Annotated in this window: 25 protein-coding genes and 1 pseudogene; 25 read left to right on the top strand and 1 reads right to left on the bottom strand. The window is 72.4% G+C overall.

Features of this window, described 5'->3' with window-relative positions:
- Positions 1-36 precede the first annotated feature (36 nt).
- The gene (locus tag ACFXPX_RS10940; RefSeq protein ID WP_380640668.1) at positions 37-972 is read left to right on the top strand and encodes a hypothetical protein; all 936 of its coding nucleotides are present in this window, start codon (positions 37-39) and stop codon (positions 970-972) included.
- Positions 973-1,062: 90 nt separating this feature from the next.
- On the opposite strand, the gene ACFXPX_RS10935 is transcribed toward ACFXPX_RS10940, so the two are convergent.
- Entirely contained in the window at positions 1,063-1,809 is a 747-nt protein-coding gene (locus ACFXPX_RS10935) for a DNA-methyltransferase (RefSeq protein WP_380640666.1), read from the bottom strand.
- A 577-nt stretch (positions 1,810-2,386) separates the two neighbouring features.
- Between ACFXPX_RS10935 and ACFXPX_RS10930 the strand changes: the two genes are divergently transcribed.
- The 24 genes and pseudogenes from ACFXPX_RS10930 to ACFXPX_RS10815 all read left to right on the top strand — a co-directional run bounded on the left by ACFXPX_RS10930 (position 2,387) and on the right by ACFXPX_RS10815 (position 24,659).
- Positions 2,387-3,556: a C40 family peptidase gene (locus tag ACFXPX_RS10930; protein WP_380640664.1), complete on the top strand. Its 1,170-nt coding sequence runs from the start codon at positions 2,387-2,389 to the stop codon at positions 3,554-3,556.
- Between the two features lie 79 nt (positions 3,557-3,635).
- Entirely contained in the window at positions 3,636-3,944 is a 309-nt protein-coding gene (locus tag ACFXPX_RS10925) for a DUF6112 family protein (protein WP_380640662.1), read from the top strand.
- On the top strand, positions 3,944-4,633 hold the full coding sequence (locus ACFXPX_RS10920; protein WP_380640660.1) for a hypothetical protein: 690 nt from the start codon (positions 3,944-3,946) through the stop codon (positions 4,631-4,633). Before ACFXPX_RS10925 ends, ACFXPX_RS10920 begins: the two co-directional genes overlap by 1 nt.
- Before the next feature lie 21 nt (positions 4,634-4,654).
- Positions 4,655-6,076: an ATP-binding protein gene (locus tag ACFXPX_RS10915; RefSeq protein ID WP_380640659.1), complete on the top strand. Its 1,422-nt coding sequence runs from the start codon at positions 4,655-4,657 to the stop codon at positions 6,074-6,076.
- A 144-nt stretch (positions 6,077-6,220) separates the two neighbouring features.
- Positions 6,221-7,687: an SCO6880 family protein gene (locus tag ACFXPX_RS10910; RefSeq protein ID WP_380640657.1), complete on the top strand. Its 1,467-nt coding sequence runs from the start codon at positions 6,221-6,223 to the stop codon at positions 7,685-7,687.
- 34 nt (positions 7,688-7,721) lie between these two features.
- Complete coding sequence (locus ACFXPX_RS10905) at positions 7,722-8,171, top strand: DUF6238 family protein (RefSeq protein WP_380640655.1); 450 nt, start codon at positions 7,722-7,724, stop codon at positions 8,169-8,171.
- 24 nt (positions 8,172-8,195) lie between these two features.
- The gene (locus tag ACFXPX_RS10900; RefSeq protein WP_380640653.1) at positions 8,196-9,701 is read left to right on the top strand and encodes an ATP-binding protein; all 1,506 of its coding nucleotides are present in this window, start codon (positions 8,196-8,198) and stop codon (positions 9,699-9,701) included.
- A 48-nt stretch (positions 9,702-9,749) separates the two neighbouring features.
- Complete coding sequence (locus ACFXPX_RS10895; protein ID WP_380640651.1) at positions 9,750-11,009, top strand: hypothetical protein; 1,260 nt, start codon at positions 9,750-9,752, stop codon at positions 11,007-11,009.
- A gap of 100 nt (positions 11,010-11,109) precedes the next feature.
- Positions 11,110-12,216 (top strand): hypothetical protein, encoded by a 1,107-nt coding sequence (locus ACFXPX_RS10890; RefSeq protein WP_380640649.1) that lies wholly within the window; start codon positions 11,110-11,112, stop codon positions 12,214-12,216.
- Between the two features lie 95 nt (positions 12,217-12,311).
- On the top strand, positions 12,312-13,058 hold the full coding sequence (locus ACFXPX_RS10885) for a hypothetical protein (RefSeq protein ID WP_380640647.1): 747 nt from the start codon (positions 12,312-12,314) through the stop codon (positions 13,056-13,058).
- Positions 13,059-13,093: 35 nt separating this feature from the next.
- Positions 13,094-13,591, top strand: coding sequence for a hypothetical protein (locus tag ACFXPX_RS10880; RefSeq protein WP_350574839.1), 498 nt, complete (start codon positions 13,094-13,096; stop codon positions 13,589-13,591).
- A gap of 75 nt (positions 13,592-13,666) precedes the next feature.
- Entirely contained in the window at positions 13,667-14,197 is a 531-nt protein-coding gene (locus ACFXPX_RS10875) for a hypothetical protein (RefSeq protein ID WP_380640645.1), read from the top strand.
- A 123-nt stretch (positions 14,198-14,320) separates the two neighbouring features.
- Entirely contained in the window at positions 14,321-15,529 is a 1,209-nt protein-coding gene (locus ACFXPX_RS10870; RefSeq protein WP_380640643.1) for a hypothetical protein, read from the top strand.
- A gap of 36 nt (positions 15,530-15,565) precedes the next feature.
- Complete coding sequence (locus ACFXPX_RS10865; protein WP_380640641.1) at positions 15,566-16,216, top strand: hypothetical protein; 651 nt, start codon at positions 15,566-15,568, stop codon at positions 16,214-16,216.
- Positions 16,217-16,242: 26 nt separating this feature from the next.
- Positions 16,243-16,665 carry a hypothetical protein gene (locus ACFXPX_RS10860; protein ID WP_380640639.1) on the top strand — a complete coding sequence of 141 codons (423 nt, stop codon included), beginning with the start codon at positions 16,243-16,245 and terminating at the stop codon, positions 16,663-16,665.
- A 105-nt stretch (positions 16,666-16,770) separates the two neighbouring features.
- Complete coding sequence (locus tag ACFXPX_RS10855; protein WP_380640637.1) at positions 16,771-18,555, top strand: type IV secretory system conjugative DNA transfer family protein; 1,785 nt, start codon at positions 16,771-16,773, stop codon at positions 18,553-18,555.
- 91 nt (positions 18,556-18,646) lie between these two features.
- On the top strand, positions 18,647-18,892 hold the full coding sequence (locus ACFXPX_RS10850; protein ID WP_380640635.1) for a hypothetical protein: 246 nt from the start codon (positions 18,647-18,649) through the stop codon (positions 18,890-18,892).
- The gene (locus ACFXPX_RS10845; protein ID WP_380640633.1) at positions 18,892-20,085 is read left to right on the top strand and encodes a DnaB-like helicase N-terminal domain-containing protein; all 1,194 of its coding nucleotides are present in this window, start codon (positions 18,892-18,894) and stop codon (positions 20,083-20,085) included. Before ACFXPX_RS10850 ends, ACFXPX_RS10845 begins: the two co-directional genes overlap by 1 nt.
- On the top strand, positions 20,082-20,660 hold the full coding sequence (locus ACFXPX_RS10840) for a hypothetical protein (RefSeq protein ID WP_380640631.1): 579 nt from the start codon (positions 20,082-20,084) through the stop codon (positions 20,658-20,660). Before ACFXPX_RS10845 ends, ACFXPX_RS10840 begins: the two co-directional genes overlap by 4 nt.
- Before the next feature lie 36 nt (positions 20,661-20,696).
- Positions 20,697-21,272 carry a hypothetical protein gene (locus ACFXPX_RS10835; RefSeq protein WP_380640629.1) on the top strand — a complete coding sequence of 192 codons (576 nt, stop codon included), beginning with the start codon at positions 20,697-20,699 and terminating at the stop codon, positions 21,270-21,272.
- Between the two features lie 84 nt (positions 21,273-21,356).
- Positions 21,357-21,563, top strand: a pseudogene (locus ACFXPX_RS10830) (hypothetical protein); the annotation flags it as partial.
- Positions 21,475-22,566: a DNA cytosine methyltransferase gene (locus ACFXPX_RS10825; RefSeq protein ID WP_380640751.1), complete on the top strand. Its 1,092-nt coding sequence runs from the start codon at positions 21,475-21,477 to the stop codon at positions 22,564-22,566. The pseudogene ACFXPX_RS10830 and the gene ACFXPX_RS10825, both read left to right, overlap by 89 nt.
- A gap of 156 nt (positions 22,567-22,722) precedes the next feature.
- Positions 22,723-23,925 (top strand): MFS transporter, encoded by a 1,203-nt coding sequence (locus ACFXPX_RS10820; protein WP_380640627.1) that lies wholly within the window; start codon positions 22,723-22,725, stop codon positions 23,923-23,925.
- Positions 23,926-23,945: 20 nt separating this feature from the next.
- Positions 23,946-24,659, top strand: a complete 714-nt coding sequence (locus tag ACFXPX_RS10815; protein WP_380640625.1) for an HAD family hydrolase — start codon at positions 23,946-23,948, stop codon at positions 24,657-24,659.
- The last annotated feature ends 49 nt before the right edge of the window (positions 24,660-24,708 follow it).

Below are 24,708 nucleotides of genomic sequence, written 5' to 3'. Positions count from 1 at the left end.
TTGGTTCCTCCGTACGGTCGTGCGAAGGGGGCGTGGGTGGCTGATCTGAAGGTGTTCCGACTCGGGGCGGACGGCCAGGACGTGGAGCTGCGCAGCTCGACGGTGGCGCTGGAGGTGCAGTTGCAGCGCCGGGTGGAGGCGAGCATGGAGGCCATGCTCGGCATCCGGTTCCTGGCGTCGGAGTACCCGACCGGTCCGTGGCACCGGGGCCGGGTGGACTCGTTGGGCCTGGACGAGAACGGCGTGCCCGTCGTGATCGAGTTCAAAAAGGGCAACGACAGCGGAGTCGTCTCCCAGGCCGTCTCCTACCTCACCTGGGTGAAGAGCAGCCACCACGAGTTCGAGGCCCTCGTCCGGGAGAAGCTGGGGTCCGAGGCGGCCGAGTCCATCGACTGGCGTGCGCCCCGGGCGCTGTGCATCGCGGCCGGGTTCTCGCACCATGACCGGGTGGCCGTTGGTGACCTGGGGCGGCAGTGGCCGATCGAGCTGGTCCGCTACCGGATCTTCGACGGCGGGCTGCTGAGCCTGCAGCGGGTCGAGCCGGTCTCCGCCGCTGTCAGCCCGGCAGCCTCGCGCAGATCGACCACGCCTGCGGTGCCGGCGGCTGCCGCCGAGGCGGCCGAGCTGCCGGTCGTCGGCGACGTACCGGAGTGTCTCCGGGATCTGTACGCCGAGCTGGACGAGGTGCTCACCGCGTCGGGCGAGGTGGAGACCGTCGTCCTCAAGCACTACATCGCTTACCGGCGGCTGCAGAACGTGGCCAGCGTGATCTTCCGGCCGTCCGCCTCGCACCGAGTGATCCTGGCATACCTGCGCCTGGACCCGGACACGGTGGAGCTGGAGGAGGGCTTCACGCGCGACATGCGCGGAATCGGCCACCTGGGCACCGGGGACCTGGAGGTGCGGATCGCCTCGGCGGCTGACCTCAAGAAGGCGGGACCGCTGATCGAGCGGGCGGTTCAGGCGGCCTGACCAAACGGCGAGGGCGGCTGGAGCTTGATGCTCCAGCCGCCCTTGTGCGTCTGCGGGCCGGTAGGTGCCGGCTGTCCGAGGTTCTCACCGTCACGCCTCCGGTCCGGCGAGGACGAAGTCGTCCTTGGTCAGCTCGGCGCGCAGGCGCTGCTCGGCGACGTCGGCGTAGTGCGGCGAGAGTTCGGCGCCGACGAATCGCCGGCCTTCGCGTAGGGCGGCGACGCCGGTCGAGCCGCTGCCGGTGAACGGGTCGAGAACGGTGCCGTTCTCGGGGCAGATCTGGACGAGCTGCTGCATGATCTCCAGCGGCTTCTGGGTGATGTGGACCCGGTCCTTGCGGGGCTGGCTGGCGATGAAGTGGCCGGGCAGGTAGAGGTCTCGGCTGTTGTCGAGGGTGCCCTTGACGCCCCAGATGATGAACTCCGCGGACTGCTTGAAGCCGCCCTTGCGCGGACGGCTGGCGGGCTTGATCCACGGGATGGTGCCCTGCCACGTCCACCCGGCCATCTGCAGTGCGTCGCTGGTGGTGGGCTCCTGTCGCCAGTCGGAGAAGACCATCGCGACCGAGTGCTCGGTACTCGCCCGGTATGCCTCGGTCAGCAGGTCGGTGAGCCACGAGCGGTACGAGCGCTGGTCGCGGTTCTCGCCGGGGAAGGTCTTCAGGTCGTGCGCGGAGTTGGAGGTCACGTACTTGGCGCGGGCGTCGCGGCTGGTGCGCTCGGAGCTGGTCCGGCCGCCGCTGTTGTACGGCGGGTCGGTGATGACCGCGTTGACGCTCTCGTCCGGGAGGGACTTCAGGACGGTGAGGGCGTCGCCTCGGTGCAGCTTGTAGCTCATGGGTTCTTCCTTCAGGGCGTGGTTGGGCCCGCTCCGGGCGGCGCCCGGCGGCAGCCGCCGGGAGCGGGGATGTGGAGGAAGGTAGCGGCGATCGGCGGCCGGACCTAACGAGCGGCGAGGGAGGTTCCGGGCCTGGTCGGGGGTCGTTTGGTGCGGCCGACTTTCGCGTCTACTGTCTGGCCATGCCAACCGGGCCGGTGGCCAACTCGGCCCGGGACGGCCTGTGTTGTCCTGTGCTGTCTCGTCCAACGGGGCTGCTTACGGACCCCGCGCCCACATCGTTTCGACCCTGTAGGAGGCTGCTGTGTTCCGGCTGAGATTACGAGCGCGGCTGGCTGCCGCGCGTGACCCGAGACCGGCGTCCGGGAGCTACCAACTCCTCTGACCCGGGCCCGCCCTGAGCGTGGGCGGTTTCACGACCGGCGCGGTGCCGGTGACTTCTTCGCACGAGAGTCCGGCACCGCGCCCTCCTACGAATCCCGCAAGGAGCCGCTGCGATGCAGCATGCCCTGGCACACCCGTGCCCTCATCCACCTCTGCCAACTGCCCTGCGCTGCTTCGGTGATCGGCGGCGGCCGTGAAGAAGACCGTCGGCACGCTCGTCGGCGTTCTCGCCTGCGGTCCGCTGATGCTGGCCCTGCCGGTGGTGATCGTCGGCGCGGGCAACGCGTCGGCGACGGCTTGTCCGACCGGCGGTGGTTCACAGGCTGTGGACAGTTCCGCCGTCGCGGCGCAGGTGGAGTCGATCCTCAAGGGCTCGAGCCCGCTGTCGGCGCCGGCCGTGGCCGGACTGGACAAGCCGGACGAGCAGATCCCGAACGCCAAGACGATCCAGGCCACCGGCGTGGCGATGCACATCCCCGTCCGCGGGCAGATCGTCGCCCTGGCAACGGCGCTCCAGGAGAGCGGACTTCGGAACATCAACTACGGGGACCGCGATTCGCTGGGCCTGTTCCAGCAGCGGCCCTCGCAGGGCTGGGGCACGCCGGCGCAGATCATGCAGCCGGTGTACGCCTCGACGAAGTTCTACGAGGCGCTCCAGCAGGTCAGCGGCTGGCAGTCGATGACCGTCACCCAGGCCGCCCAGGCGGTGCAGCGCAGCGGGTTCCCCGACGCGTACGCGAAGTGGGAGCCGCTGGCGACCGCCTTGCAGAAGGCGATCGAACCGCTGCTCACCCCTGGCACCGCCCCACCGCCTGGGGGGAGCCCGACCCCGGCGCCGACTCCTTCGGGCGGCGGCACCACGAGCCCCTCGCCGAGCACCGGCGGCTGCGGAACCTCGGGTGGCGACGGCACCAACTTCGGGACCATCCCGGCGGGTTCGCTCCCGGCCGGGTACACGATTCCGACCGACGCCCCCCAGCAGGTCCAGACCGCGATCCGTTGGGCGCTCGGTCAGTTGGGCACCCCGTACCAGTGGGGCGGGACGTGCGAGAACTCGCACGGGCCGGACCCGATGGGCCGGTGCGACTGCTCCTCGCTGATGCAGATGGCCTACAAGGCCGCCGGCGTCTCCCTGGAGCGGACCACCTACGACCAGGTCAAGCAGGGCACGGCCGTCTCGGCGGACGCCCTCAAGCCCGGTGACCTGCTCTTCACCCGGGGCACCGCCGCCGTGCCAGAACACGTCGGGATGTTCATCGGCTCGGGGCTCGTCGTGCAGGCCCCGCACACGGGTGACGTGGTCAAGATCTCGACGCTCGCCGAATGGCGACCGGAGATCCTCGCAGCCCGCCGCGTCGTCTGACCGGCACTTCTCCCCCTCCCTCTCCCTCTCCTCCCCTCCCGGGCTGCCTTCGCATGCCCATATTCGAACTGGAGTTCCCATGTTTCTCGCGAACGCGGCCACGCAGCTCGCTTTCGATCCCGGCATCAGCCCGAACGAGGGCGGCCTGCCCGGCCTTTCGGTCCTCAAGCAGGTGATGGGCTCGATCAACTTGTTCGGCATCATCGCGATCGTCGGCGCGCTCGCGGTGAGCGCCGGGGTCTGGGCCTGGGGGCACCACTCGGGCGGCCACCAGGCCGAGGCCAACGGCAAGAAGGGCGTGCTGGTGTCGGCCGGTGCCGCGCTGTTGATCGGTGCGGCAAACGGCATCGTGGCGTTCTTCTCGGGCCTTGGCGGTCAGGTCCACTGATGCAGAATCGTTCCTTCACCCGTGAAGGCGTGTCCGGCGGCGCATCGCGCGTGCGCCGCCGGGCGCTGCTCGGCCTCGTGGTCCTGGTGGTCCTCGTCGTCCTGGCCGGCGCGCTCGCGTACTTCACCCGCGACACCCGATCCACGCCCAAACCTGCTTCTCCGGTGGCCAGTTCCTCGCCTGCTGCCAGCGCTTCCGCGTCGGCGTCGCCTGCGGGTGGTGCCGGTTCGGTTCCGTCGCCGCCGTCGACGCACGATCCGATCGGCTACGCGAAGGCTGCGGCGGTGGCGCTGTGGTCGTACGACACCCGCTCGTACTCGCAGCCGGAGCTGGTGGCCGGCCTCCACCGGTGGCTGACGGCCGAGGGGAATTACGCGGACGCCGGCTCGGTGGACCGCCTGGTGCCCTCGCCGCTGCTGTGGGGACGGATGGCCGACTCCGGCCAGCTCGCCACCGCGACCGCGGACGAGGCGCACTTCCCGGACACGTTCACCAGGGCGCTGCAGGCCGATCCGGGGGCGATCAAGCAGGCGTACATCTACGCCGTCACCGTCACCGGCAAGCAGTCGATCTCCTGGAACGGTGCCCCGCAGGGCGGGGCCGAGGACCGCTCGTCCACCCTCGCCGTCCAGTGCCGCCCCGACCGTCCCTGCGCTCTGGTCGGCGTGCTGCCGACCGTCTCGCCCTAACCCCAGGAAGGAGGTTCCCCCATGGGTGTCTGCGACGTCCCCATGATCAGCCAGGTCTGCGACGCGGTCGACGCGATCAACTTCGTCTCCGATCCGGGCAAGAGCATTACCGACGGCATCGGTGCGTGGATCACCAAGTCGATGACGGAGCTGGCGACCAGCGCCGTCAACCTCGCCTCGAAGGCGGTCAACCAGACCACCGGCATCGACCTCAACGCCGGCTGGTTCCGGCAGAACTACGAGCTGATCCTGCCGATCGGCCTGATCCTCACGGTCGGCACGTTCTGCGCGCAGCTGATCCTCGCCGCCTGGCGCCGCGACGACCGGGCGCTGGCCCGCGCGGCCTGGGGCACCATGACCGGCGTCCTGTTCTCCTTCTGCGCGATCTCCTTCACCTCGGTTGCGGTGACGGTCGTCGACGCGCTGTCCGACAGCCTGTTCAAGGCCGCCGGAACCACGTTGGAGGACGCGATCCGGCGGATCATCAAGGTCTCCGAACTCGGCGCCATGTACGGGCTCGGCTGGACGATCCCATCCCTGGTGGCCATCGGGTGCGCGATCGGCGCGTTCCTCTACTGGGGCACGATGGTCGCCCGCAAGGTCGGCATCCTGGTCCTGGTCGTCCTCGCGAGCTTCGCCGGGGCCGGCGGAGGCTGGGAGGTCGCGCAGCGCTGGCGGCGCGGCTGGATCGAGGCCACCGCCACCCTGGTGGCGTCGAAGCTCCTGATGACCATCGTGTTCATCACCGGCATCTCCGCGATCGGCAACTCGAACGCCCATGACGGGATGAGCGCCCTCTCCGACGCCATGGCCGGTGTCGTGATCATGGTGCTCGTGCTGCTGTGCCCGTACGCCTGCTACAAGTTCATCCACTGGGCGACGGACGGCTCGGGCCACGACGACATGCACCGCACCAGCGTTGCCGGTGTCGCGGTGGCCGCTGGGGCGGCAAAGACCGCTGCCGGCCTCGCGATGCAGATGGGCACCGGTGTCCCGGCCCCGCAGGGCCCCAACCAGGTCCCCGGGATGAACGGCGGCGGTGCCTCCACCGGCATCGACCCGACCGGGCGGATCAGCAAGGAAGGCATCGACGCCGGCCCCGCGCAGCAGCCGACGAAGTTCCGCTTCGGCGAGGACCCGGCCGCGCCCGGCGACCGCGGACGTGCCCTGGTCACCCGGCCCGGCATCCCCGCACTGATCACCCGGGCCGACTCCGGCTCTGGTGGTGGGCAGCCGTCGTCCGGCGGCGGCCAGGATGGAGCCGCAGCCCAGCCTGCCACTCCGTCCGCACCGGAACTGTCGACGACCCCGGCCGCACCCGCGCCCCCGGCGCCCGGTCCGGCCCCCTCGGTCCCGGCACCGCCAGCAGGCTCCGGACCGCCCCCGGCCGGAGCACCGTCCCGGTTCGTCTTCCCGAACCGGCCCACCGAGCCCGGTTCCTGACCGGCTCTTGTTCCTGGGGCGGGCGGCCCTTCGCCGCCCGCCCCAGGGCCCCCGGCCCGAACTCTCGAAGGAGCCCCGCGATGACGTCCAGAAGAACGCCGAGCCCCCGACCACCGCCCGCACGCTCACCCCTCTGGAACCCCGATGTCCTCCTCGACGCCCGACGCTCCCGCGTCCGTCAAGTTCCCCCACCGCAGCCGCCGAGGCATCCTGCTCGGCCTGAGCGCGCCGCAGCTGATCACCTGCGCCATCACCGGCCTGCTGCTGCTCGCCGTCCTCACCACCCGGGGCGTCACCGGCGCCCTGCAGCTCATACCCCTGTGGGCGGGTGTCGCCGCGCTGGTGTTCATCCGCTACCGGGGCCGCACCCTCGCCGACTGGGCACCGATCGCCGCCCGCTACGGCCTGCGGCGCCTGCGCGGCCAGCTGATCTGGCTCGCCCGCCCCTCCCGGCGACCGGTGCGCGAGGGTCTGCTCCACCTTCCCGGCAGCGCAGCCAGCCTGCGCGTGGTCACCGCCCCGGACCGCCGCTACGGCGCCGTCCACGACCCGCACGCCGGCACCCTCACCGCGATCGTCAAGGTCTCCTCCCGCGCCTACGCCCTCCTCGACCCCGGTACCCAGAGCGCCAACGTCAACGGCTGGGGCCGCGCGCTCGCGGCGCTGGCCCGCACCGGCCAGGTCGCCCGGATCCAGGTGGTGGAGCGGACCGTCCCTGACACCGGCGACGCGCTTCGCCGCTACTGGGAGGAGCACGGCCACCCCGACGCGCCGCTCGCCGGCGAGCTGTACGGGGAGTTGATCCGGGGCGCTGGTCCGGCCGCCGCTCCGCACGAGGCATACGTCGCCGTCGCCATGGACTTCAAGGCCGCCCGGCGGCTGATCAACCAGGCCGGAGGCGGCCTGACCGGCGGCTTCGCGGTCCTGGCCCAGCTCACCTCCGCGTTCGAGCAGTCCGCCCGCAACGCCGGCCTCAACCCGACCGGCTGGCTCAACGCCAACGAGATCGCCGCCGTCGCCCGTACCGCCTATGACCCGAAGTCCCGTGCGGCGCTGGACCGCTGGTCCGAGGACGGGCGACCGGCCGCCGACCCGGCCGCCGCCGGTCCGGTGGTCGTGGTGGAGAAGGCCGACCACATCTCGACCGACTCAGCCCACCACACCACCTACTGGGTGGAGAACTGGCCCCGCACGCAGGTCAACCCCGGTTTCCTGCACCAGCTGATGTTCGCCTCGGGTGTGCGCCGCACCGTCTCACTGGCCTACGAGCCGAAGGACCTGGACTCAGCGATGCGCGATGTCCGCCGCAAGAAGGCGTCGGTGATCGCGGACTCGGCCGAGCGTGCCCGCAAGGGCCAGGTGGCCAGCGAGGCCGACTCGGTGGAGTACCAGGACATCCAGGACCGCGAGCGGCAGCTGATCGCCGGCCACGCCGACGTCGCCCTCACCGGGCTGCTGACCGTGTCCGCCGACACGGAGGACGAACTGCGCTCCGCCTGCGCCGTGGTGGAGACCGCGGCCGTGGGTGCCCAGCTCGACCTGCGCCCGCTCACCTGGCAGCAGGCCGAGGCGTTCACCGCCTCCGCGCTGCCGTTCGCCCTCGCCGCTTGATGCCGGCCCGCCCTCCCTCTGAAAGAGCACCCTGATGCCGGCCACCCCCGCCACCGCGCAGGACTTCGTCCCGTACGCGACCGCCGCGATCGACTTCCATCGCGCGCTCAACGTCCCGACCGGCCCGCTGGTCGCCTCCCGCGCCGAACTCGACTGCCTGCACGAGCACTTGGTCTCCCTGCACGGCCTCCTCGGTGCCCACACCCAGCGCACCTCCCCGCTGCTGCCTGCCGAGGGCGACCACCTCAAGGCCGCCCGCACCCGCCTGTGGCAGGCCGCCGACCACCTCCACGCCGCCTACCACGCCTCACCCCGGCCCGGCAGCGGTGAGGTCCCCGGCCCCGACGCGTGCCGCGCCCGCCTTCCCGAGGGCGCGCCGGAGCTGACCATCTGCCGCCGCCACCAGGAAACCGCGCAGCTGGTCCGCCGCCGCACCACCCCCGCCGACCTGCACGCCCCGTTCACCGGCCTCGTCCGCCGCTGACTCTCACCCCCGGAATCCGTGATCATGCCCAGGAACCGCGCCACCGCCTCCCACCTGTTCATCCCGCGCAAGACCAGCCGCGCCGACCGGCGCTCCGCCCGTGCCGGGTACGCCGAGGCCCGCACCAAGGCCCGCCTCGCCACCCTGCCGACCGTGCGACGCGAGCGCGAGGCCGCCGACCCCGAACTGCGGCCCCTCTACCCAGCCTCCGGCCGCCCCGGTCCCGCTTCCGCGCGCGGCGGCAAGATCCGCCTGCCCAAGCACCGCATGACCACCGCTGTCGCCGGCGGGGCCTACCCCTTCCTCGCGGAGGCCGGCCTCGGCGCCGAGGGGATCTTCATCGGTCGCGACCTCCACGCCGAAGGCTCGTTCTGCTACGACCCCTTCGCCCTCTACAACTCCGGCCGCATCGAGGGGTTCACGAACCCGAACGGGATCCTGTGCGGCATCATCGGCATGGGCAAGAGCGCGCTCGCCAAGTCCATAGCGACCCGCGCCATCGCCCACGGCTACAAGATCTACATCCCGTCCGACCCGAAGGGCGAGTGGTCGGGCCTGGCCGAGGCCCTCGGCGGCCAGACGATCGCGCTCGGCCCCGGCCTGCCCGGCAAGCTGAATCCGCTGGACGCACCGCAGCGTCCGGACGGGGTGAGCGAGGAGGACTGGACCGCCGAGGTCCGCAAGCGGCGCCTCCTGCTGTTGGCCAGCCTCGCGGCCACCGTGCTCAAGCGCGACCTGCTGCCGATGGAGCACACGGGCCTGGACGTCGCGCTCGACCTGGCCGTCGCCGACGCCGAGGCGACGGGCACGGTGCCGCTTCTCGGCGATATCGCCCAGGCTCTCGGGCGACCTGAGCGCCTGGATGCCGCCCTCGGCGACCAAGCCGGCAGCCTCGGCCACGCCACCGATGACCTCGCCCACGCTCTTCGCCGCCTGGTCCACGGCGACCTGTCCGGCATGTTCGACGCGCCGTCCACCGTGACGTTCGACCCGGACGCGCCGATGCTCTCGATCGACCTCTCCCGGCTCGGCAGCAGCGGCGACGACACGGCCCTGGTGCTGGCCATGACCTGTGCGAGCGCGTGGATGGAGTCCGCCCTCGCGGACCCCGCTGGCGGTCGCCGGTGGGTGATCTACGACGAGGCGTGGCGGATCATGCGGCACGTCGGCCTGCTGGAGCGGATGCAGCAGCAGTGGAAGCTGTCGCGGGGTCTCGGCATCGCCAACCTCCTGATCTTGCACCGCCTTTCGGATCTGCTGTCCGCGGGCGACGCCGGATCGCGTGGTCGCGTGCTCGCCGAGGGCCTGCTCGCCGACTGCAGCACCCGGATCATCTACCGGCAGGAACCGGACCAGATCCCCGCCGCCATGGCTCTGCTCGGTCTGACCGGCGTCGAAGCCCAGGCCATCGCCGCCCTCACCCGCGGCCGGGGCCTGTGGAAGGTCGCCAGCCTGAGCTTCATCGTGCAGCACCTACTCCACTCCAGGGAGAAGCAGCTGTACGACACCGACTTCCGCATGGCCGCTTGACCGGCCCGACTTCAGGAATCCTGAACCCGAGTGTCTATCAACGACGTTGTGTCCTACCTCGACCACGCCCATCTCACGGCGGCCGACTTCACGGAGTTCGAGCAGCTGGTCGCCGCCCGCCCCGACCAGCGCCCCGCCCTTCACGCCAACTGGCACCCCGTACTGACCTCCACCCAGCGCGACGGCGCACAGTGGGTGTCCTCCTCCGCCGTGTTCAAGCCCTGCGATGCCCGCGTCGACAGCGAACTCGGCGAGGAGACGTACGTACGGGTGTACTTCGACGAGGACGGCCGGGCACTGCCCGACCGGCCCCGCCGCCCCGTGCCCGTTCCGCCGCTGGCCGCCGAGTTGGCCGAGCACCTGCCCGGGTGGTCCGTCCAGCCCTGTCCCCTCAACCCCGGCCGGGATCTCGTCGAACTGCGCGAGCGGCTCTGGGGTGGAGGTCCAGCGCCGTGGGACAGCGTCTCGGCCCCGCACACCGCCCTGCTCCTCGCGGGCCCCGGCGGTGAGCGGTTCCTCGCCGTACGGCCGCGCCCCGGCCACGAGCTGGTGGTCCGCGCTGCCCGGCCCGACGACGATCCCGACAGCCTCCTCGGCGGCATGAAGCCCCCGGCCCGCATCGTGTTCCCCACCGACGCGACGCCGGCCACGGTGGCGGCCGATGTCCGGGACCGCCTCGCGCCCGGCTACCGGCAGGCCGCCTGGCAGGCGCGGACGAACTCCTTCACCTTCGCCGCCGAGGGCCTGCAGCGACTGAGCACCGTCTACATCCCCGGAACCGACATGCCTTGGAGCCGCCGTGGGGAGGCCGGCAGCTTCGAGTCCGAGGCCGGCCGCAACCGTGCGGCCTGGCGCTACATCACCACGCTCACCGACCAGGGCCCGCACCTCGTGGCCGGCATCCGGGCAACTGCCCGCGTCGAGGACCACCTCGACCCCGTCACCGGCCCCGCGCTGCGACGGCTCGGCGAATCCGAGAGGGCCCTCGGGCGGCTCCGGGAGATCCGGGAGGGCTGGCAGGACGCCATGGACTGCTTCCTCCCCGGGCATCCCACGGCCCAGCAAGCCCGGGACCGCGCCGTGGAGCTGCGCAACCAGGAGGCGTGGCAGGCCGCCGCACCGCTCAGGGACGGCCCGCTTCTCGCGCTCGCCGCGCACGTCGCACCCAGGGTCGCCCAGCCCGTGCAGGACCGCGAGCAGCAGGTCAAGGCCGCGCTCGCCCGCACCGGCCATCCCCGAGGCGACTTCGCGGTGGCGCCTGCTCCGCCCCTCCCGCCGGTTCTCGGCACACCCCGCCGCACGCGGTAACCGCCTACCACCGCTTCGCATCCGGACCAAGTCCCCGGTCCCCGGCATCATCAGCGCCCCGCCCCCAGCGCCCCGGGGCGCGCACCACCAGGAGCACACCATGCAACCCGCCGATCTGACCGTCCTGTTCACCGAGAACGCTTTCGGTGTCACCGCTCACGTCTACGGCCCGGACACCCTGACCGACCGCAACGCCACCGGTCCGGCCCGGCGCTATCTCCCTGTCACCCGCCCCCTCGCTCAGCGGGGCCTTGAGACCGGAGTCGACTTCGGGGCGGACGACTACATCGTCGACGCGGGTCTGCCTGACGGCAGCCGCCTCGTGATCTCGCCGGAGCAGTCCGGCCATACGGACGACACCGCACCAGACTGGCTAGTGACTCATCACTCCAGCCCCGACGACCCTGAGCTGTTCGAAGTCGTCTACGACAGCAGGCTGAACGGGCCCGACGCCCGCAACGCGGGAGACGTGTCCAAGCTGCTCGCCGCCGTCGACGAGCACCTCGACGACCTCGGCGTTCCGTCCCGCGAGCAGGTCCGGGCCGTACGCGACGGCGCCGAGTCCGCACTGCACCGCGCCGGGTTCATCCCCGTCGTCCGTATCCACGAGACCCACCACCGGCTTCCCGCTGCCATGGTCGACCCCGGCGAGCGCCGGGTCGCCGTCACACGGGCCGTCGACTACCTGCGCTCCGCCGGCTACCGCTTCACGTGCCCGGCGGACCTGATCGACCACAGCCTTCCGCCGTCGCTGCCCCCGGCCCGGTCGCTGGCCCAGGTCAGCGAGACCATCGCGGAGGCCGGCCACACCCGGGAGGCAGTCGACGCGCTGAGCGAGCTGACCGCACCCGGTGACGGCGTCCTCGACCAGACCGTCGCGGTCCTGCAGGAGACGGCCTCCTGGTGGGAGGGGCTGGGCGGCGCCGCCGATCCGCACTACGCGGCCCGCCTGCGCTACATCGCGGACATGGCGGACGGCTACGTGCGGGAGATCCGGGCGATGCGCGGCGACCTCGCCGACCGGCACGCCGCCCACCCCAATCGGCCCCGGTCCGCAGCCCTGGTCGCGGCCGGTGGCCTCGACGCCCGGGTGCTCGCCGCGCTCGCCACCTCCCCCACCCCCACCCGCACCCTCACCGGCCACCCGGCCGAAGCCGTCCTCGCCTCCCCGGTCGGCGCCGTACGCGCTGCCGGCCCGCGCCGCTGACCCCTGTCCAGGAAGGAAGACCGCTGTGCCCCGCCGATGCAGACCGCGCCTCACCCACCGGTCCACCGTCCGAACCAGCAACGCGGAGCCCCACCGTGCCTACCGCCGCACCCACCCAGCTGCCCGACGTCGCCATCGGGCACCACCCGAACCACGGGATCGTCGCCTCCCTCCCCACCCAGAACGCCGCCGCCCAGTGGTTCCTCGAACGCCTCGACTTCCAGCAACTGCCCGACAACCCGCGCCTGTACGCGCTCACCGACCAGCACCGAGAAGCCCCCGACCGCGCCGCCTGGGCCGCCAAGCTCCTCACCGGCGCCGGCTACCGGGTCGACACCGACATGGCGCTCACCCCCAGCGAGAACACCGGAACCCGGGAACAGGCCCGCTCCCGGCTGCCCGCCACCGAACCGGCCCCGGACACCGCTCCGGACGTCGCCTTCGCCGAGCACCCCCAGCTCGGTGTCGTCGCTGCCACTGCCGACACGATCAACGCGGTCGAGCGCGGCGGTCAGATCCTCGAAGACCACGGCTGGCGGTTCAACCACGTCCTCGACGTCTACACCCTGCCGGTCACCGTCGAGCGGGGCGAGTCGCTGGAGCGCATGGCCGCCGCCACCACCGCCATGCACCGTGCGGGCGACTTGCAGGTCGCGGTCCAGCCGCATCTCGCCGATGACCTGGCCGCCCGCCGCGCACCGGCCCAGCAGGCTTTCACCACGCACAAGTTCCGCGTCAACGAGGCCGTGCTCAAGGCACCCGCCGCCGTGTCGACCGCCGTCGCCGTGAGTCCGCCTCCGGCGGCCGTCGACCCGCGCATCGCGTTCGCCCGTGCCCGCTGACCACCCCATCCCCATCCCTACCAAGGAGCAGAGCAATGGCCGTGAAGAAGGTCTGGCAAATCACCCACGCCTGCGGGCACGACAGCGAGCGGGACCTCAGCGACCGGCCGGCCGACCGCCGCGCCGGCTTCGCCGACTGGCTCGCCAAGCAGGACTGCACCGACTGCTGGCGCGCCGCGAAGGCCGGCGACGAGGCCGAGAAGGCCGCCTGGCTTCAGGCCAAGCGCGCCGCCGAACAGGCCGAGTCGGAAGCCTGGTCCGCGCAGTACCGGATGCCGCCGCTGGAGGGCACCGAGAAGGGCATCGCCTGGGGCGTGCGCTGCCGCCACCAGGTCCTCGCCGCCGCCTACACCGCTCTCGTCCTGGACGGCGGCATGCCGGAGTCCGAGTGGGAACGGATCGAGGACCAGGCGCGGACGATCACCCGCGCGGGCTGGTGGATCGACCAGCGCACCTCCGAACCGGGCGACCTGGAAGAACTGCTGGAGTCCGCCGTGGACGCCGACCGGCCGACCGAGAACCCCTTCATGTGACCTACCGGAGCCCTGCCCGGCGCAGGACACCGGCCCCAACTCCCCGCACCGCACCACGATTCGGAACACAGCACCATGGCTACCTACCCGCTGCAGTGCACCGTCCGGCGCACCGAGAGCACCCTCGACCTGCTGAACACGTTGGACGCGCTCAACGACGACCCCGACTTCGAGCCGAGCCTGTTCGCTACGTGGTCACCCGGCCCGCCCGATCAGGAGGTCTACGACCTGCGGGACCTGGCGGCGCTGCTGGACGAACCGCGGGCGCTTCGCAAGCCCCGCACCGGCCACACCCCCTCCCAGCGCCTGACCTGGCACTGCTCGATACGCAACACCACCCAGTCCGGCCTCAGCGACGATCACTGGTGGCACCTGCTGCAGCAGGTGCTCAATGCCACCGGCATCCAGCCCCAGAACGATCCCAACTCCTGCCGCTGGCTGGCTGTGCGCTCCACCGCCGACAGGCTCGACATCGTCGCCACCGTCATCCGCCAGGACGGCAGCTGGGCCAGGCTGCACAACGACGAGCGATTCGCCCAGTACGCCTGCGAGCGCTTCGCTGCGGACCACAAGCTCAACTCGCCGAAGCGGCTCGGCGAGGAGTGATGGACGGCCCGGCCCGAGCGCGGCTTCTACCACCGATCTCCGGCCGGGCCAAACCCCCGATCCTGCGGATTCTGTCCCCGTCAGCCCGCTCGCCGGGCACCGCCCGTCCGAGAAGGGGACGCCGTGATCGCCCACCTGCAGCGCGCCACCACCACGGCCGCGCTGATTCCCGCCCTGTACGGCCTGGACGAGCCGGGCGACCGGCTGCCTCCCCGGCTGATCGGCGCCGACTACCGAGGCGCCGACAAACAACTGCCGCTGTTCGGTGACCCGCAGGAGGTCCTCGGCGGCGGCGTGCTGGACGCCCCCGCCCTGCGGATCGGCTCCCGGGCACCCGCGCGCCCCGTGTGGATGTGCTCCGTGCGCTCCGACCCGCGCCACCCGGACCTGAGCGACGCCCAGTGGGCGGATGTCGCCCGGCGTCTCGTCTCGGCGACCGGGCTCGCCCCCGCCGGCGACCCGAACGGCTGCCGGTGGGCGGCCATCCGCAACGGCAACCGGTCGGTGCACGTCGTCGCCACCGTCGTGCGCGAGGACGGATACATCCACAACACCTACCGCGACCCCTTCCACGTGCAGGCCGAGTGCACCCGCATCGCCGCCGAACTCGGCCACCTCACCCGTACCGTCACCACCGCCAAGGACCACCGGATGCCCTCCATCACCATCAGCGCCGAGCCCAGCGGTAGCGTCGTCGCCACCGGCGCCGGCGACGACCTGTCGGCCACCCTGCTCCGCCACGCCGGGTTCAAGCAGATCGACGACTGGCACGGCCGCCGTCACCGGCTGCCCACCACCACCGACCCCGCCGACCGGGCCTCCGTCGCCACCCACGCCACCGAGATGCTGCGCGCCGCCCGCTACACCGTCGACCTCGACCCCAATCTCGCCACCGAGCCGCTCAGCACCGCAGGTCAGCAGATCCTGAATCTCACCGACGAGCTGCGCGGCGCCAAGGACTTCGCCGAACTCGCCGGGGCGCTCGACCAGCTGCTCGACCCGGACGACGGGATGCTGGTGCGCCTCCAGGAGGCGCTGGAGATCGCCTCCGAGCAGATCACCGAACTCGACCCCGAGCAGTTCGCGCTCTCCGACCGGTTCGGCTTCGCGTCCGACCAGTTGGTCACCGCCCAGGCCGAACTCGCCGGGGCCGTCGACGAAGTGCAGCGCGCCATGTCCGACCCAGCGGACCGTGCCGACGACCTGCGCACCCGCGCCGCGCTCGCCCGCAGCACCACCGCCCCGGCCGCCGCCAACGCCCCGGATCTGCCCGCCGCTTGGCGCACACCCGTACCGGCCGCAGCGGCAGTTCCCGCCGTCCGCACCCGCTGAAACGTCCCTGCCCGTCACTACTTCCTGGGAGCACTGGTGCCCGAGCACTACTCGTCGATCGGAGAAACGGTCGGCGCCGCCATGCAGCACAACATCCGCCTGGCCCACCGCGACCAGCAGACCCTCGCAGCCGGCGAGCCACTCCAGGTCCGCTACATACCGCCGCCCACCGCCGACCCCCGCTCGCTGCCGGGCATGGTCGTCCGGCTCGAAGAGGACGCGAGTCCCGGTGACGTGGCGGCGATCTTCGAGGAGACGACCAGCGCCCTGGTCGGCCCGCTGACGCAGCTGACCGAGCTGGTCGCGGCCGGGGCCGACTGGGCCCGCGCCAGGGTGGACTTCGCCTCCCCCGGCTACAACCTGTCCTACGACACGTGGGCACGACTGGCCACCGCGCACCAGGCGCTCCTCACCGTCCGGGAGGACCTGGAGACCGCCACCGCGAGGATCCCCGACTGCCCCGCCGAGCCGAGCCGCTCAGGCCACTCGGAGACCATGCCGGTGCTGCGGACCCGCGAACTGCTGCACGACGTCATGGGCAGCGTGCCGCCGCCCACGTCGGAGGCCCAGCGCCGTCAGGCAGCCGTCGCCGGCTCTCCCGGGCGCGTGCCCCAGCCGTCCACCATCTCCGAGCCCACCGCCGCGCCGACCACGGCCCCGGCCGCGCAACCGCGCCGTACCCGCTGACAGCAGCACCGAGAGGACCGACCGCCATGGGAAACCTCGCCGACACCTACGGCACCGACGTCGAGATCTACCGCGGCGGCGACGACCGGATCTGGGCTGACTGCCGCACCGATGCCCCTGGTCTCGTCGACCGCACCCTGCGCCAGTTCGGCTTCACTGCCCCACCCGACCCCGGCAACCCCGCCTCCTACAGCCTCCCGCCGGAGCGGCCCCGCGCGGACCAGCTGACCGCCGCCTCCGGCGCGGCTTACCTGCTTGGCGTCCAGCAGCACCGCGTCGCCATCGAGTCGGAGTTGGTCGTCGCTCTCGACGGCATGGACGACCCCGCCGAGCTGCGGCGCGCGGCAGCCCTCGCCACCTCCCCCGCGACGCGCGTGACCGCCACCGTGCAGCAGCCGCCGGCCCCACCGGCGCGGGCGTCCGAGCGACCGAGCAGCCGCAGCCGCTGAAACGTTCCTTCACCCTCGCCCCGATGGAGAGCAGCCCCGTGACGATCCGTTCGAGAGCCGAGCGCGCCCCGCCCACCGCCCGCTCGCACCCACCTGGACTCTCCCTTGCCCGCCTCGCGCACCGGCGCGCCGTCGACCTCCACCGGCACGGACGCGCTCCTCTACCTCCTGTTCGCCGTCGTCGGCGCCGCCATCGCCTTCGGCTCCCTCGCCTGGCTGACCGGCAACCTCGCCAACTACATCGTGGGGTCCGGCCCTTGGGCGCCGTTCCGCGTCGCCGACGCCCTACTGCACCCCGACCGGCTGTGGCCCCACCTCGACCCGACCTCCGTCCTGGTCAGCGCCCGCATCGTCCCCGGCGCCCTCACCCTCGCCATCACCGTCACCGTCCTGGTGCTGTGGCTGCGCCGCCGCGCTGGCGCGAAGAGCGGCATGGCCCGCAAGGCGGACATCGCCCCGCTCCTCGACAAGGAGATCACGCAGAAGGCCCGCAGCCTGCGCCCGAGCCTCAAGGACCACAAGGAGATCGCCCCCGCTGACCGGGGGATCCTGGTCGGCACGCTCTCCCCCGGCAGGGCCGAGGTCCGCGCGAGCTGGGAGGACGTGATGGTCGCCATCATGGCGCCCCGCTCCGGCAAGACCTCGGGCATCGCGATCCCCGCGATCCTCGCCGCCCCAGGCCCGGTGCTGCTGACCAGTAACAAGGCGGCGAACGACGCCTTCACCGCCTGTGCCGACGCCCGCGCGAAGGTCGGCACGGTCTGGACCATGGACCCGCAGCAGATCGCGCACCATCCGCGCGAGATGTGGTGGGACATCCTCGCCGACGCCCGCGACCTCGCCGGCGCCAAGCGCCTGGCCGGACACTTCGTCACCGCCTCCGTCGACGAGTCCAGCGGCTCCGACTTCTGGTCGACCGCGGCGAGCAACACCCTCGGGTCGCTGTTCCTCGCCGCTGCGAGCCACCGCCGCCCGATCACCGACGTCCTGGCCTGGCTCGCCTCCCCCTCCGACCGCACCCCCGTCGACCTGCTCACCGACGCCGGCCACCACGCGGTCGCCGCCCAGCTCCAGGGCACCGTCACCGGCGCCACCGAGACCCGGGACGGCATCTACGAGACGGCGCGCCAGTACGCGAGCTGCCTGCTGGACCCGGAGATCGCCGCCTGGGTCACCCCCACACCGGGCCTGGCGGAGTTCAAGCCCTTCGACTTCGCCTCCTCCCGCGACACGCTGTTCCTGCTGAGCAAGGACGGCGGCGGCTCCGCCAGCGCGATCATCGCGGCTGCCGCCGATGCGGTGATGCGCGCGGCCGTCATCGTCGCCGAACGCTCCGGCGGCCGACTCGACCCGCCCGCGCTGTGCGTCCTCGACGAGGCCGCGAACGTTTGCCGCATCAGCGACTTGCCGGACCTCTACTCCCACCTGGGCAGCCGGGGCGTCATCCCGATCACCATCCTGCAGTCCTACCGCCAGGGCCAGCGCTGCTGGGGCGAGGCCGGCATGGATGCCCTCTGGAGCGCGGCCACCACCAAGATCATTGGTTCGGGCATCGACGACGCGGACTTCGCCGATCGGCTGAGCAGGCAGATCGGCGAGCACGAGGTGCAGACCGTCTCTGTGTCCGACTCCGGCAGCGGCAAGTCGACTTCGGTGTCGATGCGCACCGAGCGCATCCTGCCGCCCGACGAGATCCGCGCGCTGCCCAAGGGCAAGATCCTGCTCTTCGCGACCGGCATGCGGGTGGCGATGCTCGACCTCAAGCCCTGGTACAAGGAGCGCTCCGCCAAGGAGATCGGCCCAGCCTCCGCCCGCGCCACCAAGGCCATCACCGAACGCGCCATCGCCAAGGCCACCGCCGACCGCGACGACTTCACCCTCTCGGCCTGACGCACCCCCCACCGGCGGCGCCGACCGGGAACCCGCCTCTTCTCAGGCCGGCGCCGCCCCCTCCTCCGCCTCGACTCCGGAAGGTCTCTTCATGTCCGACACCAACTCGCCTGCCGCCCTCAGCCGTTCGGCTCCCCTCGCCGGAGCGCCGGTCGTCCGCCGGGGCGGCCAGTGGTGGCTGATCACCGGCACCGGCTCGATCCTGGCCACCGACCCCGTCTTCACCGGTGAGCTGGACCGCTTCGCCACCGCGATGGCCGCTGCCGACCGCGAGGTCGACCGGCTACGGGACAAGCAGACCGCCGCCCGGAAGAAGCGGAAGGGGAAGCGGCGGTGATGGACGCACTACTCAAGGGCGAGCAAGCTCTTCTCGGCGCGGTCCTCCTCGACCCGGCCCAGCTCGACACGCTGGCCTGGCTGACGCCCGCCGACTTCTACCGTCCGGCTCACCGAGCCCTGTTCGCCGCGATGCGGACCCTGAGCAACGGTCAGCGTCCCGTGCGGGAACCTGACGGGACAGTGCCGCTCTCGTGGGTGACCGACACGGTCGCCGAGGCGAGCCGCGAGGTGCGCGGGTTGAACGCCTCGTACCCGTTCACCCTGATCGCCGCGTGCCCGCGCCCGCAGAATGCTCCGGTGTACGGCCGGATGGTGCTCGAAGGGTCCATCCACCGCACGGTGCTTGAGCACGCCGTCCGGCTGGAGCACGTCGCCCGCATCGATGCCGAGCAGCACCAGGTCGAGGGCGTCCTGCACCACGCCGATGCCCTCACCAGCGTGCTCGGCGACCTCGCCCGCCGCTGGGGCACCGAGCCCCGTCCCGTTCCGCCGCCCGGTCCTGTCGCGAGCACGGCGGCGTCACCGGTCGGGCCCAGGGAGACCGAGGACGAGCAGTTCCTCCTGGCCGTCCTCGTCAATCAGCCCGAAGCGATGGCCGAGGTGTACGACTGGCTGCGGCCCGGCGACTTCGTCGACGCCGGCCACGGCCAGATCTACCGCTGCCTCGGCTCCCTCCACCATCGGGGCGAGCCGATCGACGAGGTGACCGCCCTGTGGGAGATCCAGCGGCGCGGCCTGCTGGCCGACGGCACTCTCTCGCGCGAACAGGTCGACAGTCTCCTCGGCGGCCCGGGGGCGGGCTCGGCCGAGTGGCTGGGCGACCAGGTCATCCGCTCCTCCGTCGCCCGCGCCGCCGCCGGGGCCGCCACCAAGATCAAGACGCTTGCCGAGGCCGAGGCGCTGGCGCCCGGCCGACTCATCGGGCAGGCCCTGCACGCCCTCGGCCCACTCGACGAGGTGCGCGCCCGCTGGCGCACGGCCAACCAACTCCCCTCCACGGCAGCCGAGAAGGACGCCACCGAGGTACGCCCTGACCCTGCGGCCCGGGTGCGCGCGGCACTGTCCCGAAGCCCCCAGCCACAGCCCGCCGCGAGGGCCGCCCCGCCCGCCACCGCCCTGTCCAGGACGGGCACCGCGACCACGCCGCCCGCCCGCACCGCACCCTCCCACCGCCTCCGGAGCACCCCGTGAACAGCCCGATGTCGGAAGCACTGCTGCTGCACTCCACGGCGGCTGGGCTCGACGCCCAACGCGCCAAACTGCCCCAGGTCAGTGCCCCGTTCCGTCTCCCCAACCCCATCAGCGTGGCTAGCCAGATCGCCGAACTCGGCGGATCCATAATCACGATGGGCGACGAGTACCTGTTCCATGCGGGCGCAGTCGCACCGCAGGAGCACACGGTCCACACGGCCGAGGCGCTCGCCAGCGCCATCGGCAGCGTCGCCCAGGCCGCGTCCGCTCTCGGCACGGTCGCCCAGCAGATCGCCTTCGTCGCCCGAACGGCCGGCAAGCGCGGTGATGCCGGCTACGAGGACGCCCACACCGTCGCCGGGCAGATGATCGAGTTCGCCGTCGAGACAGCGCGCGACGACCTCGCCGAAGCTGCCCAGACCCTCCGGACCGCTGCCTCAGCCGTCTCCCCACCCGCCGTGAAGGTCCAGCGGGCCGCCCTCGCACGCTCTCCCGGCGCTCCGGCCCCGACCCCGACCGCAATCGCCGTGCCTGCCACCGCAGCAATCCAGCGCGCCCCTGCCCGCTCGCGCTGAACCAATCCCCGTCCCTCCACCCTGGAACCCGCCACCATGGACTTCATCCCCTACCGCCTCGAACGTGAGCAGCTCCACGCGCTCGCCGACCAGCTCGTCGACGCCGCCCGGCACCTGGCCCGACTGAACCCGACCAGCCGCCTGCCCGCCCCCGAAGCGGCCTCCGACGTCCTGACTGCTCTCGCGGGCCTGCAGCAGTACGTCCTCTCCTGTGCCGGCGACGTCAACGAGACCGGCGCTCTTGAGCCCGACCAGGCGCGTGCCCACCATCGCGCCGTCCTCGGCGACGCCTTGGTCGCGCCCGTGATCGCACACGCGATCACCGTGGCCTCGTCCACGCTCATCACCACCGGCCACAAGATCGCCCGGACCCGCCCGGTCCATCTGCCCACCGATGGCATGAGCGTCTACCTCGACCTTCTCGACGCCCAGACCACCCTGGTCTCCGCCGCCGGCTCGCTGCGCCAGCTCGCCGGTCAGCTCACGCACGACCAGCCCGCCGCCCTGGACGAACTCGCTGCCCTCCTCGCCTCGCCACCGCGCCTGCGCCACCAGGCCGCACCCGCCCCCGGCACCACCAAGCCGGAAACCCTGCGCGTCCGGGGCCGCTGACATGCACCCGCTCTCCGTCCTGCCGCCGGTTGGACACGCCCCGTCTGCCCTCGCCACCACTGTCCTCTGCTTCAGGAACCACCCGTGAACGCACCCTTCGACGAGTCGCTCGCCCTGCACGCTGGCCCCGGCCCGCTGATCGGGAGCCTGTGCAGCGGGTACGGCGGGCTCGACCTCGGTGTCCAGGCCGCGCTCGGCGGCCGTGTGGCCTGGCACGCCGAGACCGAGCCCGGCCCGTCCGCGATCCTCGCCCGTCACTGGCCCGGCGTGCCGAACCTGGGCGACATCACCACCATCGACTGGTCCACCGTCCCGGGGGTCTGCGTCCTCACGGCGGGTTTCCCCTGTCAAAGACGTCTCGGTCGCCGGCCGCCGCGCCGGGCTCAACTCCGAAACCCGATCCGGTCTTTGGCTGCACGTGGCTCGCGCCGTCGAGGCCCTGCGCCCGCACCTCCTGGTGGTCGAGAATGTACGAGGACTGCTCACCTCCCCCGCCGTCGCCGCCTCCGCTGGCGACGTGGAACGCTGCCCGTGGTGTCTGGGAGATGACCCAACCCAGCCTGATCTGCGGGCACTTGGCGCCGTACTCGGCACCCTGGCCGAGCTTCGGTACGACGCGAAGTGGCTCGTTCTTCGCGCCTCCGACGTCGGTGCGCCCCACCACCGAGCCAGGGTCTTCCTCACCGCCTGGCCCGCCGACCACGGCGTTGCTCAAGACCCCGACGAGCAACATCGGCTCCAACGGCGGCTCGCAGCACCCGGAGAAGAGGAAGCGCGGCGGCCACGGCCCGAACCTGGCGGACGAGGTGGAGTGGCTGCTTCCTACTCCGAAAGCGTCGGACGGGATCAAGGGCTCGCCGAACCAGCGGCACGGCGGCGGGGACCTGACCCTGCCCTCAGCAGCAGCTTCACTGCGGCCCTCCTCGCCCCGGAACCCGGCCTCACGCTCCTCCCGGCGCCGGCCCTCGCCGGTCTCGGCAGCGGTGGCTCTGCCACTGTGGCCGCAGGACGGCTCGACCCCGGACGGTGGGGACCGTACGCCGGAGCAGTCGCCCGATGGGAGACGCTCACCCGCCCGGCGCCGGCGGCCACCGACGAGGGCGGCAAGCTCCGGGCGGAGTTCGTCGAGTGGATGCAAGGGCTTGAGGCGGGCTGGGTGACCGCCACCCCCGGACTCGGCCGCCCGGCCCAGCTCACCGCGCTCGGCAACGGCGTCGTTCCCCAACAGGCCAAGCGCGCATTGGAGTTGCTGGCTCCTCCATTCCCTCACTGTGCCCGCTGCCGTGCCGGGTGAGGGGCTTCTACCTCTTTTTCCCGGCCGTACCAAATCCCGGAATCCGCGGACTCTTCTGCCCGCAGCCGCACCGACCCGAGGGGGCTGTCATGCCTGCGCATGCCCCGGTCCGGCGCGCCCGCGCGCCGCCGGCCGTACGACCGAAGGACCTTCTCCTTGAGTACCACCACCGCCTGCGGCCCCACCCAGGACAGCGGATACCGCGCTGTCCTGGGCTCGCCGTACGTCGCCCGCCTGCTGGGCGGCACCCTGATCGGACGTCTTCCCACCGGCATGGCGCCGATCGCGATCCTGCTGCTGGTGCGTGCCGAGCACGGCCCGCTCGCCCTGGCCGGAGCCCTCGGTGCCCTGTACGGCCTTGCCTGCGCGCTCGGGCAGCCGCTGCTCGGGCGCCTGGTCGACCGCCACGGCCAGAGCCGGGTCCTCGTCCCCGCCACGGCCGCCGCGAGTACGGCGTTCCTGCTGCTGCCGTGCACCGGTCCGGTGCGCCACCCGGTGCTCGCCGCGCTCACCGTGCTCGCCGCAGGGCTGGCAACGCCTCCGCTGGAGGCCGGCCTCCGGGCTCTGTGGCCGGTGCTGCTGCCGGACGCCGGACGCCAGCGCACCGCGCTCTCGCTGGACAGCAGCACCCAGGGCCTGGTGTTCGTCGCGGGTCCGCTGCTGGCCACCGGCTTCGCAGCCGGTGCCGGAGCGACCACCGCGCTGGTGGCGACCGCGGCCCTCGGCCTGCTCGGCACCGGCCTGGTTGTCACCTCCCAGCCCTCACGCGCTTGGCGGCCTGCGGAGTTCACCGAGGCGGTGCACTGGACGGGTCCACTGCGCGTGCCGGGTCTTCGGGTGCTGTTCGCCGCGCTGATCGGCACCGGTGTCGCGCTCGGCGCCGTCAACGTCCTGGCCCTGTCGGCGGCCGAGCGCCACCACGCCGGGTGGCTGGCCGGGGTGATGCCCGCCGCGCTGTCCATCGGCAGCATGCTCGGCGGCCTCGCCTACGGCCGACACGCCTGGCCCGGAGCCCCCACCCGGCACCTGGTCGCCGCCTCGGTCGGCTTCGCGGCCGGATGGCTGCCGCTGCTGCCCGACCCCGCCCCGACCGTCGCCGTCCTGGGCGCCGTGCTGCCCGGCACCTTCCTCGCACCGCTGCTGACCGCCGCGTTCCTCACCGTCGACCGCCTCGCCCCCGAAGGCGAATCGACCGAGGCGTTCGCCTGGCTGATCGCCTGCATCGGCATCGGCCAGGCCGCCGGCACCGCCCTGGCCTCCCTCGCTGCCGTCCCGCTGCTCGTCGCCGCCGTCCCGCTCGCCGGCGCCGCCTTCGCGCTGTGGCTGCTCCACCGCTTCAACGACCGCCTCTCCTCCTAACCACCCCGAAGGACACCGCCGTGAACACCGCCCTCTTCGCCGCCACAACTCCCAACGCCCGCATGCACGTTGTCTGGGACTGGAACGGCACGGTCAAGGACGACCTCGACGACCACGTCTCCGCACTGAACGCCACCCTGCCCGCCCTCGGCGGCGTGCCGGTCGACCGGGAGACCTACCGGGCCAAGCACACCGTGCCGATCCCCCGCTTCTACGCCCGCCTGCTCGGACGCACCATCACCGAGCAGGAGTGGATCTCCAGCGACAACGCCTTCCTGGACCACCTGCGCGCCCAGCCGGTGCGCGTGCGCGAGGGCGCCGTCGAGCTGATGACCACGCTGCACGAGGCCGGGCACACCCAGTCGCTGCTCTCCCTGTGCCCGCACGACACCCTCGTGCGCGAGGTCGAGGAGGCCGGCATCGGCCACTTCTTCACCCGGATCGAGGGCCGCACCGGGCCCTCCGGCGGCACCAAGGCCGCCCCGCTCACCACTCACCTCGAAGCCCTCGGCCTCACCGAGCAGGCACACCGGGTGCTACTGGTCGGCGACGCCGTCGACGACGCGGATGCCGCCCACGCCAACGGCGCACACGCGGTGCTGCACACCGGCGGGCTGCACCACCCCGCCAAGCTCGCCGCCGCCGGCCACCCGCTGACCGACACCCTCGCCGACGCCGTCGCCCTCGGCCTGCGCCTCATCCAGAACCACGGCGCCCAACTGGCCTGCGCCTAGCACGGATCGGCGGCCGAACCAAACCGCCGATCCTGCGGACCATCTCCTC

The organism is Kitasatospora sp. NPDC059146, assembly GCF_042786665.1.
Classification (GTDB): Bacteria; Actinomycetota; Actinomycetes; order Streptomycetales; family Streptomycetaceae; genus Kitasatospora.
The sequence above is the reverse complement of the archived record's forward strand: the minus strand, read 5'-3'. Positions and strand labels throughout refer to the sequence as shown.